Source organism: Arthrobacter sp. C9C5, from assembly GCF_013359735.1.
Classification (GTDB): Bacteria; Actinomycetota; Actinomycetes; order Actinomycetales; family Micrococcaceae; genus Arthrobacter.
Genome location: NZ_JABFMX010000022.1, coordinates 55,135 through 68,746 on the forward strand (window position 1 = coordinate 55,135; position 13,612 = coordinate 68,746).

General features: G+C 69.8%; 13 protein-coding genes and 1 riboswitch. Of the genes, 6 read left to right on the forward strand and 7 right to left on the reverse strand.

Annotation, left to right across the window (positions count from 1 at the left end; translation table 11 throughout):
- Positions 1-2: 2 nt before the first annotated feature.
- From HNO80_RS15760 to HNO80_RS15780, 5 genes are all read left to right on the forward strand, one after another.
- Positions 3-743: a response regulator transcription factor gene (locus tag HNO80_RS15760; RefSeq protein ID WP_175323794.1), complete on the forward strand. Its 741-nt coding sequence runs from the start codon at positions 3-5 to the stop codon at positions 741-743.
- 21 nt (positions 744-764) lie between these two features.
- Positions 765-2,309, forward strand: coding sequence for a HAMP domain-containing sensor histidine kinase (locus tag HNO80_RS15765; protein ID WP_349627375.1), 1,545 nt, complete (start codon positions 765-767; stop codon positions 2,307-2,309).
- Positions 2,310-2,421: 112 nt separating this feature from the next.
- Positions 2,422-3,873 carry a bifunctional glycosyltransferase family 2/GtrA family protein gene (locus tag HNO80_RS15770; protein ID WP_175323796.1) on the forward strand — a complete coding sequence of 484 codons (1,452 nt, stop codon included), beginning with the start codon at positions 2,422-2,424 and terminating at the stop codon, positions 3,871-3,873.
- Positions 3,874-5,895: a glycosyltransferase family 39 protein gene (locus HNO80_RS15775; RefSeq protein ID WP_175323797.1), complete on the forward strand. Its 2,022-nt coding sequence runs from the start codon at positions 3,874-3,876 to the stop codon at positions 5,893-5,895.
- Between the two features lie 212 nt (positions 5,896-6,107).
- A riboswitch (cyclic di-AMP (ydaO/yuaA leader) is annotated at positions 6,108-6,289 on the forward strand.
- Positions 6,288-7,013, forward strand: coding sequence for an aggregation-promoting factor C-terminal-like domain-containing protein (locus HNO80_RS15780; protein WP_175323798.1), 726 nt, complete (start codon positions 6,288-6,290; stop codon positions 7,011-7,013). It overlaps the preceding riboswitch by 2 nt.
- A 70-nt stretch (positions 7,014-7,083) precedes the next feature.
- Here HNO80_RS15780 and HNO80_RS15785 read toward each other — a convergent pair whose 3' ends face one another.
- From HNO80_RS15785 to HNO80_RS15795, 3 genes are all read right to left on the reverse strand, one after another.
- On the reverse strand, positions 7,084-7,461 hold the full coding sequence (locus HNO80_RS15785) for a glyoxalase superfamily protein (RefSeq protein WP_175323799.1): 378 nt from the start codon (positions 7,459-7,461) through the stop codon (positions 7,084-7,086).
- Positions 7,462-7,558: 97 nt separating this feature from the next.
- Positions 7,559-8,194 (reverse strand): uracil phosphoribosyltransferase, encoded by a 636-nt coding sequence (gene upp / locus HNO80_RS15790; protein ID WP_175323800.1) that lies wholly within the window; start codon positions 8,192-8,194, stop codon positions 7,559-7,561.
- Positions 8,195-8,218: 24 nt separating this feature from the next.
- Entirely contained in the window at positions 8,219-9,022 is an 804-nt protein-coding gene (locus HNO80_RS15795) for a phosphatase PAP2 family protein (RefSeq protein WP_175323807.1), read from the reverse strand.
- A 99-nt stretch (positions 9,023-9,121) separates the two neighbouring features.
- On the opposite strand from HNO80_RS15795, the gene HNO80_RS15800 reads away from it, so the two are divergent.
- Positions 9,122-9,625: a nucleoside deaminase gene (locus HNO80_RS15800; RefSeq protein ID WP_175323801.1), complete on the forward strand. Its 504-nt coding sequence runs from the start codon at positions 9,122-9,124 to the stop codon at positions 9,623-9,625.
- Between the two features lie 50 nt (positions 9,626-9,675).
- On the opposite strand, the gene HNO80_RS15805 is transcribed toward HNO80_RS15800, so the two are convergent.
- From HNO80_RS15805 to HNO80_RS15820, 4 genes are read right to left on the reverse strand one after another with little or no spacing between them, the layout of a single operon-like run.
- Positions 9,676-10,917: a DNA glycosylase AlkZ-like family protein gene (locus HNO80_RS15805; RefSeq protein WP_249777398.1), complete on the reverse strand. Its 1,242-nt coding sequence runs from the start codon at positions 10,915-10,917 to the stop codon at positions 9,676-9,678.
- Positions 10,918-10,921: 4 nt separating this feature from the next.
- A complete protein-coding gene (locus tag HNO80_RS15810; RefSeq protein WP_175323802.1) occupies positions 10,922-12,082 on the reverse strand; it encodes a glycosyltransferase in 1,161 nt (386 codons plus the stop codon).
- Between the two features lie 7 nt (positions 12,083-12,089).
- Positions 12,090-12,488, reverse strand: coding sequence for a 6-pyruvoyl trahydropterin synthase family protein (locus HNO80_RS15815; protein ID WP_175323803.1), 399 nt, complete (start codon positions 12,486-12,488; stop codon positions 12,090-12,092).
- Positions 12,489-12,491: 3 nt separating this feature from the next.
- On the reverse strand, positions 12,492-13,517 hold the full coding sequence (locus tag HNO80_RS15820; RefSeq protein ID WP_175323804.1) for a dehydrogenase: 1,026 nt from the start codon (positions 13,515-13,517) through the stop codon (positions 12,492-12,494).
- Between the last annotated feature and the right edge of the window lie 95 nt (positions 13,518-13,612).

A 13,612-nucleotide genomic window follows, 5' to 3' on the forward strand; every position in this document is an offset into this window, starting at 1 on the left:
CCATGGCCACTTCGCACTCCATGACCAATAATCTGCCCCAGCTCACGCATCCGGACGGCTCGCCCATCCGCGCGCTGGTGGTGGACGATGAGCCCAGCCTGTCCGAGCTCATGAGCATGGGGCTGCGGATGGCCGGCTGGTCCGTGGCCGTGGCGGCGGACGGCCCTGGAGCCGTGAAGCTTGCCAAGGATTTCCGCCCCGACGTGCTGGTGCTGGACGTGATGCTCCCCGGGTTCGACGGCGTCGAACTGCTCAGCCGGATCCGCGCGTTCGCACCGGAAGTTCCTGCGCTGTTCCTCACGGCCAAAGACGCCGTCCAGGACCGCATTACCGGTCTGGCGGCCGGTGGCGATGACTACGTCACGAAGCCGTTCAGCATGGAAGAGGTGCTGCTCCGGCTTCACCGGCTGGTTCAGCGCTCCGGGGTGGCCGCCATGGACACAGCCGAACTCGTGGTGGGTGATCTGGTGCTCAACGTCGATACCCGGGACGTTACCCGGGCGGGTGAGGAACTGCATCTGACCGCCACCCAGTTCGAGTTGCTGCGCTACCTCATGGAAAACCCCAAACGGGTCATCAGCAAGGCCCAGATCCTCGACCGGGTCTGGGACTACGATTTCGGCGGCCAGGCGAACATTGTGGAACTCTACATTTCCTACCTCCGCAAGAAGATCGACGCCAACCGCGCACCGATGATCCACACGGTGCGCGGCGCCGGCTATGTCTTGAAACCGGCGGACTGATCCGTGCCCACTCTTTCCGGCGTGACACCCGTACCCGGGCGCGACTGGCGCAACCCGGCCACGTGGCACTTGCGTACCCGGCTGGTCCTCGTCGCCATGGCGCTGCTCGTGGCCATCTGCGGCGCCGTGGGAGTCTTCAGCTACGCCTCCATGGACGCTTTCCTCACCCGGCAGCTCGACACCCAGCTGGAGCAGGCATCCCACCGGTCGAGCGAGTTCGGCAGGCCCTCCCCGGAGGATGCGGGAAGGCGCCCTGACCCGCTCGAAGCCCGGGGGCAGGGCATCGGGACGCTCAACGCCCGGCTGCTGGCCGGCACGGTGGCCAGCGCAGGCTTCCTGGCCGGTGACGCCACCCGAAAGAGCCTCTCCTCCGATGACAATGCAGTCCTCCTGGCGCTGACCCCGAACGGCGTGCCCGTGGACCGGACCCTCTCGGCCGGCGACTACCGGCTGACGGCCGTGCGCGCACCCTATGGCGACGTCATTGTCACCGGCCTTCCACTGGACGAAAAGCAGAACACGCTGGCCTCGCTCGTCTGGACCCTGGGGGTGGTGTCCGCGGGCGGCCTCGTACTGATCGGCCTCGCCGGCACGGCTCTCATCCGACGGACCATGAAGCCGCTGGAACAGCTCTCCGAGGTGGCCACCAAGGTCTCGCGTTTGCCGCTGGACGCTGGCGAGGTGGCGCTGGGAGTGCGGGTCCCGGCGTCGGCAGCCCATCCGGGAACCGAGGTGGGCAGCGTGGGCTACGCGCTGAACCAGATGCTGGACAACGTCTCCAACGCCCTCGAGGCGCGGCAGGAGAGCGAGATGAAGGTGCGGCAGTTTGTCGCCGATGCCTCGCATGAGCTCCGAACCCCGCTCACCGCGATCCGCGGCTACACGGAGCTGATGCGGATGACCGAGCATTTCACGCCCGACGGCGAGAAGTCCCTGGCCCGCGTCCAAAGCCAGTCCGAGCGGATGACCACCCTGGTGGAGGACCTGCTGCTGCTGGCACGACTGGACGAGGGGCAGCCACTCAAGGTCACCGACGTCGATCTCACCCAGCTGGCCATCGAAACGGTGAGCGACGAGAAAGTCATGGCACCCGACCGCCTCTGGCAGCTGGAGCTCCCCGAGGAACCCGTGGTGGTGCGCGGCGACGCGACCCAGCTTCACCAGGTCATTGCCAACCTCCTGTCCAATGCCCGCAAGCACACGGCCCCGGGGACGAAGGTGGTCACGGGCGTCATGCGTTCGGCTGACGGCAGCGCTGTGATCACCGTGACGGACAACGGCAGCGGCATCGCCCCCGAATTCCTCGGCCGGGTCTTCGCCCGGTTCGCACGGGCCGACGTTGCACGCACCAATCCGGCCGCCGGTCCCGCAGCCCGTCCGGTGCGCAGCCTTGAGGGCACGTCGGCGGTCGCGACGGCGGCCGCGGCTTCCGAGGGTACCAGCGGCCTGGGCTTGTCCATTGTGCAGTCGATTGTGGAGGCCCACGGCGGGACCGTCGAGGTCACGTCCCGGCCGGGCCGGACGGAGTTCGCAGTTCGGCTTCCCGCGGCGCCTCCGCTGGCGTAGCGGGCGGCCGCACAGGTCCGGACGGCGGCACGGCGGTGCCGGTCTAAACTTCCACAGCCGCAGCACAGCTTGACCCTAAAGCCCTCATATGGGCCGCCGGGAAAGTTGAGGCATGACGTTCACAGACCAGGCCCCAGGAACACTGCCCCACTCCACGGCGAGGCCAGCCGGTCCGGCCGCGCCGCCCGGCCCGGGCCCCTTGGCCCCGGCCGGACGCACCCCGTTGGCCCCGGCGTTCACCGGCCCCGGGATGCGGCGTTCAGCCATCGACACGCGCACCACCACACCGGTGCTGGATGTCACCATTCCGGTCTTCAACGAGGAACGGGATCTCGAAGCGTGCCTGCGCCGGCTGCACACCTACCTTGTCGGCTGCTTCCCGCATTCCTTCCGGATCACGGTGGCGGACAACGCCAGCACCGACGGAACACTCCAGGCGGCGGAGCGCGTCGCCCGTGAGCTCCGGGAGGTCAACGTCGTCCACATGGCCGAAAAAGGCCGCGGGAATGCGCTGCGCCAGGTGTGGCTTGCCTCGCCGTCGCCGCTCCTGGCGTACATGGACGTGGACCTGTCCACCGACCTGGCGGCGCTCGGCCCGCTGCTGGCCCCGCTCATTTCGGGGCACTCGGACCTCGCGATCGGGACCCGGCTGACCCGCAACTCGCGTGTGGTCCGCGGACCCAAGCGGGAATTCATCTCGCGCAGCTACAACCTGCTGCTTCAGTCGTGCCTGGGCGCCCACTTCAGCGACGCCCAGTGCGGCTTCAAGGCCATCCGGGCAGACGTGGCCCGGCAGCTGCTCCCGCACACGCTGGACAACGCCTGGTTCTTCGACACCGAGTTGCTGGTACTGGCCGAAAAGTGCGACCTGCGCGTCCATGAAGTCCCGGTCGACTGGACCGACGACCCGGACTCGAGCGTGGACATCGTCCAGACGGCCCTCGCGGACCTGCGCGGCATGGCCCGGCTGAGCCGGGACCTGGTCTCGGGCCGGATCCCGGTTCCCGAACTCCGCTCCGCCCTGGCCCGCGGACCGCTGCCGGCTTCCTCCCGGGCCCAGGAACAAAGCCCCGGCGGAAGCCTCTTCGGCCAGCTCGTGCGCTTCGGCAGCATCGGGGTGGCCTCGACCCTCGCGTACCTGCTGATCTTCCTGCTCTGCCGGGGGATCATGGACCCGCAGCTGGCCAACTTCCTCGCCTTGCTCACTACCGCGGTGGCCAACACCGCGGCGAACCGGCGCTTCACCTTCGGCATCCAGGGCAGCAGCCAGGCGGCCCGCCACCATTTCGAGGGCCTGCTGGTCTTCGGGATCGGGCTGGCCCTGACCTCGGGCGCGCTCGCCCTGGTCCACGGCGCGTCCGGCGGAACGCCTGACCGCTGGCTTGAACTGGTCACAGTGACCGCCGCCAACCTGGCCGCCACCGCCGTCAAGTTCCTGCTGTTCCGCCACGTGGTCTTCCGCCACCGGGCCGTCCCCATTGCCCCGGCGCCCGGCGCCATTCCCGATACTTCCGCGCCCGCCGCCACCGACTCTGCCCTCCCCCACACAGAAACGGCCAAGTAAATGACCGCAACCATCACCCCCGCCTCCGGTGCCCCGGCCGGCAGCCCGCCCGCATCGGCGCCCGGCCACATAACCACGGCGACCCTCCCGGCAGCTCCGCTGCCGCCCGCAGCCCAGGACCGCCGGGCACGCCTGCTGTTCGGACCACAGCCGCGGTGGGTGCGGCCCTCGGCGGCACTGCTGCTGGTCCTCACCGCAGTGTTGTACCTGTGGAACCTGGAAGCCACCGGCTACGCCAACTCCTTCTACGCCGCAGCGATCCAGGCCGGCACCAAGGACTGGACCGCGCTGCTGTTCGGCTCCCTCGACGCGGGCAACGCCATTACGGTGGACAAGCCGCCGGCCGCCCTCTGGATCCCGGCCCTCGCCGGACGGATCTTCGGCTTCTCAGCACTGAGCATGCTCATTCCCCAGGCGCTGATGGGGGTGGCCGCCGTCGGACTTCTCTACCTGACCGTCAAGCGCGTGTCCGGACCCGCGGCGGGCCTGCTGGCCGGCGGCGCCCTGGCGCTGACCCCCGTGGCAGCCCTGATGTTCCGCTTCAACAACCCCGATGCCATGCTCACCCTGTGCCTGGTCCTGGCCGCCTACCTCACCACCCGCGCCGTCGAAAAGGCAGGCTGGAAATGGCTCGCCGCGGCCGGCGCGGTGATCGGCCTGGCCTTCCTGACCAAGATGCTGCAGGGCTTCCTGATAGTGCCCGGACTGGCCCTCGCCTACCTGTGGGCGGCGCCCACCACCCTCGGCCGCCGGCTCCTGCACCTGATCGCCGCCGCGGCGGGGATCGCCGTCGTGGCCGGAAGCTATCTGGCGCTGTTCCAGCTGACTCCCGCCTCCGCCCGGCCCTACATGGCGGGGTCAGAGACCAACAGTTTCCTGGAACTCACCTTCGGCTACAACGGCCTGGGCCGGATCACCGGGTCCGGCGCCGGGATGCCCGGCGGAAATGCCGGCGGCCCTGGCGGAAACGGCAACGTGGGCTTCGGCGGCGCGGCCGGGATCACCCGGATGTTCGGAACCAGCTTCGGCGGCGAAGTGTCCTGGCTGTTGCCGGCGGCCCTGATTCTGTTGGCAGCAGGTTTGTGGTTTACCCGGCGCGAGGCCCGGACCTCGGCCACCCGTGCGGCGCTCCTGCTCTGGGGCGGCTGGCTGCTGATCACGGCAGGCATCTTCAGCTTCATGAGCGGCACCGTGCATCCGTACTATGCCGTGGCACTGGCCCCGGCCATCGCGGCCCTGGCGGGCATCGGCTCGGCGGAACTGTGGCGCGGCCGGGCCCACTGGCCCGCTCGGATGGTCCTGGCCGTGACGGTGCTGGCTACCTCGGTCTGGTCCGCCGTGCTCCTGGGCCGCGACCCGGCATGGCTGCCCGGGCTCCGGGTGACCGCCGTCGTCGTGGGCGTGCTGGCCGCCGCGGCGCTGCTTCTCCGGGTGGACAGCATGGCGGCGCTCCCGGTCCGGCTCCGCAAGGCCGCCACCGCCGGCGTCGTGATCCTCTCTCTGCTGGCCGGCGGGCTCGGGACCACTGCGTGGACGCTGGCGACGGCGGCCCAGCCGCACTCCGGCTCGATCCCCACCTCCGGGCCCACCGCGTCCGCAATGGGCGGCGGATTCGGCGCGGCAGGCAGGCCGGACAGCGACGGCGGGATCGCCGGTTCCAGCGGTGCGGCCGCCGGCGGACCCGGCGGACCCGGCGCGGAAACGGCCTCGGCGGAACTGACAGCGTTGCTGAAGTCCTCCGGCGCCAAATGGTCCGGGATTGTCTCCGGCGCCACCCAGGCCGCCAGCCTGGAACTCGCCACCGGCACCAATGTGATCGCGCTGGGCGGCTGGAACGGCGGCGACCCGTACCCCACGCTCGCGCAGTTTCAGGCGATGGTGGAACGCGGCGAGATCGGCTACTTCATTGCCGGCGGCATGGGCGGGGGCCGCGGCGGCAACTCCGAAGTCGCCGCCTGGGTCGCTGCCAACTACCAAGCCCAGACCGTGGGGAACGCCACCGTGTACAAGCTGGGGGCATAGGCCGCTCGCGGAGTAGCCTCGACGGTTCCGGGCCCGTTCGACGTTTCGCGCCATCGAGCCGGCACGGCACCGTCGACACGGGCAGCCATGCCGCGGGCCTGAAGGCAAGCCGCCGCTCTGCCGCAGGGTCCCGCCGTTACCTAAATGTGACATCCGAATGAAAGTCCGGTACCGTTTTAGGGTGCGGCCATCGATCTGGCCGCGTGTCCGGGTTGACGCCAAACTCTGCCGCTTCCCGGATTCCCATGGACCAGGCAGAGACGGGGAACCCAGAGTTCCCGGGCATTCTGCATCCATGCACCCTTGGGGTTAAGCCGCCACGTCGAGATTCCGTGCGGCCGGATTTCGCATCCGAACCCGACAGCTAACTCCGTAGGCGTTGAGAGGCGAACATGACTGATTTCAAGGTACCCGCACGCCCAGAAGGCGCTAAACGCACGTCCGACGCCGAGCGTGGCCGCCACCGCGCCGAGCCGGCAAAGGGCACTTCGACCCTGTCCCGGCCCAGCGCCCGGACCAATGGCAAGCGCGCCGCCGTCGTAGCCACCGCTTTCGCCGTCCTGCTGGGAGCGGGCGCCGCGGGCCAGGCGTCCGGCACTGCCGCTCACACCGCCGAAGCGTCTAAGGATACTGCCGCGTCCCTGCAGACCCTGGACTTCGAACGCGTCGGCAGCAATGCGCCCACCTCGCCCGCCCCGATGAGCGTCGAGGCCCAGGCCTCCAAGATCAAGCCCGCCAAGGCCCCGGCGGCCCCGGCCCCTAAGCCCACCAAGGCCCCGGCACCCGCAAAGGCGAAGCCGGCAGCCATAGACGACCCCGCGGGCGCGCAGGCCTATGCCGCCTCGCAGCTGCCCGCCCACGGCTGGGCCCCGAGCGAGATGCAGTGCCTGATGAAGTTGTGGACCAGGGAGTCCGACTGGAAGACCACGGCCACCAACGCCAGCAGCGGCGCTTACGGCGTGGTCCAGTCGCTGCCGGCCGAGAAGATGGCCAGCGCCGGCGCCGATTACCGGACCAACTACCGGACCCAGATCAACTGGGGCCTGCAGTACGTGCAGGACCGCTACGGTTCACCGTGCGGCGCCCTGAACTTCCACTACGCGAACAACTGGTACTAAGCGCGTCCGTCGGGCTGCAAGCCATTAGTGAGGCCTGCCGCCGCGCCGCCTGCGGAAGCTGGCGGCCGCGCTAGCCGTTCGGACGGTTAGGGATGTACTGCACCCCCCATTTGTTGCCGTCCGGGTCGGCGAAGTAGACGAACTGCCCCCAGTCCTGGACATCAACATCGCTGACATCCACACCGTTGTCCTTGAGTTGCCGGTGCGCCGCCTGGATGTCGCTGACGACCAGCTGCAGGCCGGGGGCAGTGCCCGGCGGGGCATCGTTGAGGCCCTCGCCAATCGCGATCGAGCACCCGGAGCCCGGGGGCGTCAGCTGGACGAACCGGATGCCGTCCGAGGGGCGTTCGTCGTAGTCGGCGTTGAAGCCGACCTTGTTCACATAGAAGTCCTTGGCCCGGTCCACATCCGACACGGGGACAAACACGAGTTCAAGTTTCCAGTCCATGGGCACAGGCTAGTCCCGGACGCTGCCCGCCGGAACCCTTGAACCGCGGGACCTTTCACCCGCCCAATCTTCGGGCGGCGGCGCTAAACGCCGGCGGCTAGACCGCGATGCCGTACAGGCGATCTCCGGCGTCGCCCAGGCCGGGCACAATGTAGGACTTTTCGTTGAGCTTCTCGTCGATGGAGGCCAGCACGATGGTCACGTTGGCGTCCGAGAGCTCTTCTTCCAGCTTGGCAAGGCCCTCCGGAGCGGCCAGCAGGCAGATGCAGGTGACGTCCGAGGCGCCGCGCTTGAAGAGGAACTTGATCGCCTCGCGCAGGGTGCCGCCGGTGGCGAGCATCGGGTCCAGGACGAAGATCTGCCGGTCCGTCAGGTTCTCCGGGAGGCGCTCGGCGTAGGTGATGATGTCCAGGGTCTCTTCATCCCGGGCCATGCCCAGGAAGCCGACCTCTGCGGTGGGCACCAGCTTGGTCATGCCCTCCAGCATGCCGAGACCGGCGCGCAGGATCGGAACCACCAGCGGAGTGGGCTTGGTGAAAGCCGTGCCGATGGTGGTGCTGACCGGCGTCTCGATGGTCACCGGCTCGGTACGGACGTCCCGGGTTGCCTCATATGCAAGGAGCGTGACGAGCTCCTCGGTGAGCTGGCGGAAGACCGGGGACGGGGTGTTCTTGTCCCGCAGAACGGTGAGCTTATGGGCGACCAGTGGGTGGTCGACAACGAGAGTGCGCATGGGTCAAAACTACCACCCGGACGTTCAGGACCGTCCCGCCGGGTCGGGGGTATCGGCGTCGGCGGCGCCGCGCTTGCGGCCGCGGGCGGGGGCGCCGTCGCGCAGGTGTGCCTCATTGTCGAACGTCGGCGCGGGGCCGGTGTGTTCCCGGTGCCGCAGCACATGGAACAGCCTGTGGGCCAGGATCACGATCCCCACCCAGCCCAGTCCCAGGGCCCAGCCGAAGATCACATCGGTCATCCAGTGGTGGCCGAGAAAGACGCGGCTCATGCCCATCGCGAGGATGAAGATCGCACCCGCGGTGATCAAACCGACGCGGGCTATGGTGCGTTTCACCTGCAGGCAGGCGAGGTAGACCACGAGCCCGATCACCACGGTGGTGTTCAGCGTGTGGCCGCTGGGGAACGACGGCGACGTCTCGTAAGGCGGCACCGCGTCCGCGAAGTCGGGGCGGGTCCGGCCGATGAGTTTTTTGCCCACCGTCGTAGCGGTGATCGACACGGCGGCGGCTCCGCCGATCAGGATGAGCGGCCGCCAGGTCCGCGAGACCCAGATCAGCCATGCCGTCAGGATGCTGGCCAGGATCGGCATGCCGATTCCGCCGCCAATGTTGGTGAACCCGGTGACGAACGCGTCCAGTCCGGGACTGCGCAGCTGCTGCATGAACCCCAGCGTGGGCTTGTCGAGGCTGGCCAGGCCGGCGTCGTCCACGACATTGTCGTAGACTTCCGCGCTCGTCAGCGCCAAGGCGACGACGACGATGCCGCCGATCAGCATGGTGACCCACAGTGCGGCGTACGGCACCACCCACTTTCCCCAGCGCCGCATCAGCCAGCTCTCAGTCTTGGTGCTCAATGCCGTCTCCCGACTTCCTGGTGCACCCGCTCAAGTGCACAGCTTGCTTAGGGTCGAAACTATCATTGAGCCATGACTACCCCCGAGCCACGCCATGCGGAATGGATGGGCCTGGCCCTTGCCGAGGCGCGCCGGGCGCTGGCCACCGAGGACGTGCCGATCGGCGCCGTCGTGATCGGACCGGACGGTTCGGTGCTCGGCGCCGGGCGCAACGAGCGGGAGGCGCTCGGGGACCCGACGGCGCACGCCGAGATGGTGGCGATCCGGGAAGCCGCGGCCCGGCTCCGCGCACGCCGGGCGCTGGAGGGCGCGGCCGACGACGGCTGGCGGCTGGCGGACTGCACCCTGGTGGTGACGCTGGAGCCGTGCGCCATGTGCGCCGGAGCCGTGGTGCTGGCCCGGATCCCGCGGGTGGTCTTCGGCGCGTGGGATGAGAAGGCCGGGGCCGCCGGTTCCGTGTTCGACATTCTCCGCGAGCGCCGGCTGAACCATTGGGTGGAGGTCTACGCCGGGGTCCGGGAGCAGGAGTGCGGCGCGCTGTTGCGGGAATTCTTCGCCGGCCACCGCGGCGCCTGACGCTGCCGTTCGAGCGGCCGCCCCGATCGCTGTCGTTCGTGGGCGCCCGGCTACCGCTCGGCGGTGGCCGTCGTGGACGCAAGCAGAGCGTCGATCCGCTTCTGCCGCGACGCGGGCGCGTCCAGGCTGAAGGCGCGGAAGTCGCCCAGGTCCTCCTTGATCCAGGCCTCCACCTCGCCGATCCGCCGCGTCACGGCTGCCGTGGGCGCGCCGAACACCCAGGCGGCGATCCGCTCCCGGCCCGGGTCGTACTGCCACAAGCCGATGATCCGGCCGCGGTCGAAGATGGGGTGGTCCGGCAGGTCGGCCTGCAGCGCCAGCGAGCCCAGCGCCTTTTTGTCCTGGTCCTCCGCCGCCAGCAGCTCCCCCGCGTTCCGGCGCAGTAGCACCAGCGAATCGGTTCCGGCGAGCAGCTGGATTTGTTCCTCGGCCGGTTCCTCGAAGGCGGCGAGGCGGCCGACGTCGTCGGGCAATACCCAGAGCGGGTCTCCCCCGGCGGCGGTGGGTACCTCCACGGCGTCGACGGCGGCGAGCGCCGCCTTGCTCTGCGCGACCGTGAAGCCCGTGAACCACTGCGACTGTTTGAAGGTGGCCCCTCCGGTCCAGCCGAGGTACCGCCGGATCAGCTCCGCGCGGACTTCATCGTCACTGAGCGTGCTCGGCGGCAGCCCCCAAGGCTCGTAGGCGTAGCGCTGCTGGTCGAGCCGGCCGTTGGCTGGGACGCGGCGGATCCGCCCGTCCGCCTGCAGGATCCCCAGCGCGGTGGGCAGCGTGGTGGTGACGCCTTTCTTCTTGCCCTCCTCGCCGAGGTTGCGCACCGAATCGCCCAGTTCATCCTTGAGTTGCCGCGGGTCCAGCGGCACTCCGGCTTCGGCAAGGGCGTGCAGCACCTGCTCCTCGAGCAGCGCGATTTCGCCGCGGTCCACCCCGAGCCGGCCGACGACCTTGAAGCTGGCCTCGGCGGCGTCCCGTCCCAGCCGCAGTGCCCAGGCGAAGTCGTCCGCGCCCAGCACGTAGGTGCAGCCGCGCGCCGTCGGGAGTTCCAGAATCCGGTGCGCCAGGACGTCCCGGTCCACCTGAGAGCGCCGGATGCCGGCCCGGGCGAAGAGCGTCAGGTACGGGTTGGCGCCGCCCACGGACCGTGCCCAGCCGGCCCGGGCAAACACCTGTTCGGCCGTGCACCCTGCCAGCGAGCCGTCCAGGCCCTGCCGGTGCCACGACCAGGCGCGGAGCCGTTCGGGTGTGAGGCTCTCCGCGGGCGGCAGCTGCACGGTCATGGGCTCGGTAGTCATGGGGTCATTCTCCACCCGCTGCGCCGGCGGCGGTATCGATGCCGGGGTTCCGTTTTCCGTCGCCGTTCCGGAATCGGCCCGCGCCAAGTACGGCCAGGACCGCCCGCGCCGTGGCGTCCCAGCCGGGGAGGTGTTCCCTTGCGGCCAGCGCGGCGGCCCGCCACTCGGCGCGGAGCGGCGGTTCGGTGAGCCAGCGGCGGAGCAGCGCTGCCAACGGTGCCGGGTCTTCGCCGAGTGCGACGGCGGCGCCCGGCAGCGCCGGCGCTCCGGCTGCGGGGGTGCCGGCGGCGTCTGCGCCGGGAGTCCCCGCGGCGAGTGCCTCGACGGCACCCGTACCCTCCCGCACGATCACCGGCACGCCGCGGGCCAAGGATTCGGTGACCACCAGCCCATAGGTCTCGGCCCGGGAAATGAGCAGGCTGAGGTCGGCGGCGGCCCATTCGGCGTCCAGTTCGGCTCCGCGCAGCTCGCCGGGCAGCCGGACGCGTTCCGTCAGGCCGAGGCGCTCCGATTCCTGCCGGAGCTGGGTGGCGTAGGCGGGATCCGCGGTGTCCGAACCGGCGAGGGATGCCGTCCAGGCGAGGTCCGTGAGCTCCGAGAGGGCGCGCAGCAGCAGCAGTTGGTCCTTGTTGGGCAGCAGCGCGGCCAGTGCGAGGAGGTGCGGCGGATCGGAACCTGCCGCGGGCGGTGCCGGCTGGGTGCCGGGGAGCGCGACGTGGATTTTGCCTACGCCGGCCGTCCCGTGAAGTCCGGACAACCCGTGCCGTTCCCGCAAGGCCGCTGCGGCGGAGGTACTTGTGCAGATAACGCCGGCTGCGGCCTGCAGGGCGCGGCGTTCCAGTTCCGGATGCGTGCCCAGCGGCATGTGCAGCAGGATCCAGGCGGGCACCCCGGCAGCCGCCGCGGCTTCCAGCTCGTCCGGGGCCCCGCAGGCCACCAGGCCGTCCACGAGCGTGACTTGGCCGGCGTCGGACTCCGTGAGCAGGCGGCCGAACCGCTGCCGTTCCGCCGCGCTGCCGACCGGCCAGTCGCCGTCGACGTCGCGGGACACCGCCGCCACCCCGAGGTCTGCGAGGGCGCGGAGCAGCGCGGCGTTGTAGGCGTTGCCGCCGGAGTTGTGGCGCACGTTGCCGGGCACCAGGAGGCGGAGGCCGGGGGCTTCCACGGGGCTGCTAGCCGGCGCCGAACTCGAGCGTGTAGCTGGCCCAGGCGTCGGGAGTCTCGCGCAGGGTGACGTCGAGGCCGGAGAGGGCCTTCCCGTCCTGGCCGCCGCGGATCTGGCCAGCCACAGCGTCGGCGATGTACTGGGCCAGGGCTTCGGTGGTGCTGAGTTTGCCGGCGAAGTCCGGGTGCTCGTCGAGGTTCTTGTAGTTCAGGCCCGCCAGGACGGCGTCCAGCACGTCGCCGGCTTCACCGATGTCCAGCACGATCGCATCATCATTGAGCGTCCGACGGCGGAAGGTCACCTCCGTGACGAAGGTGGCCCCGTGCAGGCCCTGCGCGGGGCCGAAGGCCGGGCGCGGCAGGCTGTGGGCGATCATGAAATTGCGGCGGACGGTCAGGCTGAACACGGATTACCTCATGGTTTCTGTTGCGGGGGCGGGGTATTCGATGACGTGGCAGAGAGCGTCCAGGCTGCCGTTGGAGACGCGCTGGACGACGTCGGGCAGCTCGCTGAAGCCGGAGGTGCCGGTGAGGAAGGTGTCGAACACCGGGTCGCTGAGCAGCGAGACGGCGAGCTGGAGCCGGTCGGCGTTGCTGCGGCGGTGGCGGCGGGCGCGGGCCACCACGCCCACCTGGCTGGCGCGGATGGAGAGGCGGCGGGCGTGGAAGTCCTCGCCCAGCGGCAGGGTGACCACGCGGTCCGCGTACCAGGACATCTCGATGATCTCGCCTTCGTCGCCCACCAGTTTCAGCGCGCGTTGCAGTCCCGCCTCCGAGGCCGAGCAGTGGATCACGATGTCGCAGTCGGGCAGCGCGTCGTCGGGGTGGCAGAAGTCGACGCCGAGGGTGTCGGCGAAGGCGCGCTTGGCGGGGTCGACGTCGATCAGCTGCAGCCGGCCCAGCGGGAAGGTTCCGAGGAGCTTGGCGACCATGCCGCCGACCAGACCGGCGCCGATCACGGCCACGCGGTCGCCGAGGCGGGGACCGGCCTCCCAGAGGGCGTTGACCGCGGTTTCCACGGTGCCGGTGAGCACGGCGCGGCGGGCGGGAACGCCGTCCGGGACCTGGGTGAGCGACTCGACCGGGACAATGTAGCGGTCCTGGTGCGGGTAGAGGCAGAAGACCGTCTTGCCCTGCCACTCCGCCGGGCCCTCCTCGACGACGCCGACGGAGAGGTAGCCGAACTTCACCGGCGACGGGAAGCTGCCTTCCTGATGCGGTGCAGCCATTTCCGCGGCGATGCACTCCGGCACGCGGGCGTTGTGCACCACCATCTCTGTGCCCTTGCTGATGCCGGAGTAGAGCGAGCGCACGAGCGCTTCGCCGGGTCCGGGTGCGGGCAGTTCCTCGCGGCGGAGTTCGCCCTGCTCCGGGCCGACGGTCCAATATGCGGTTGCTGTAATTGTTGCCTGGTTGGTGTTGTTCGAGTTGCTCATCTTGCTTATGAATCTAGTGCCGCGGGGGGGCAGTCAAGTATAAAAAAAAACCAACCCACCAAAACAAACACAAACCGGTATTCCCGGATAGTGAT

Excerpts from the sequence above, each read along its gene's own strand:
- HNO80_RS15795 (WP_175323807.1), bottom strand. The coding sequence starts at position 9,022 with ATGCGGCGCTGGGGAAAGTGGGTGGTGCCGTACGCCGCACTGTGGGTC.
- upp (WP_175323800.1), bottom strand. The coding sequence starts at position 8,194 with ATGCGCACTCTCGTTGTCGACCACCCACTGGTCGCCCATAAGCTCACC.
- HNO80_RS15775 (WP_175323797.1), top strand. The coding sequence starts at position 3,874 with ATGACCGCAACCATCACCCCCGCCTCCGGTGCCCCGGCCGGCAGCCCG.
- HNO80_RS15770 (WP_175323796.1), top strand. The coding sequence starts at position 2,422 with ATGACGTTCACAGACCAGGCCCCAGGAACACTGCCCCACTCCACGGCG.
- HNO80_RS15785 (WP_175323799.1), bottom strand. The coding sequence starts at position 7,461 with ATGGACTGGAAACTTGAACTCGTGTTTGTCCCCGTGTCGGATGTGGAC.
- HNO80_RS15800 (WP_175323801.1), top strand. The coding sequence starts at position 9,122 with ATGACTACCCCCGAGCCACGCCATGCGGAATGGATGGGCCTGGCCCTT.
- HNO80_RS15780 (WP_175323798.1), top strand. The coding sequence starts at position 6,288 with ATGACTGATTTCAAGGTACCCGCACGCCCAGAAGGCGCTAAACGCACG.
- HNO80_RS15820 (WP_175323804.1), bottom strand. The coding sequence starts at position 13,517 with ATGAGCAACTCGAACAACACCAACCAGGCAACAATTACAGCAACCGCA.
- HNO80_RS15760 (WP_175323794.1), top strand. The coding sequence starts at position 3 with ATGGCCACTTCGCACTCCATGACCAATAATCTGCCCCAGCTCACGCAT.
- HNO80_RS15805 (WP_249777398.1), bottom strand. The coding sequence starts at position 10,917 with ATGACTACCGAGCCCATGACCGTGCAGCTGCCGCCCGCGGAGAGCCTC.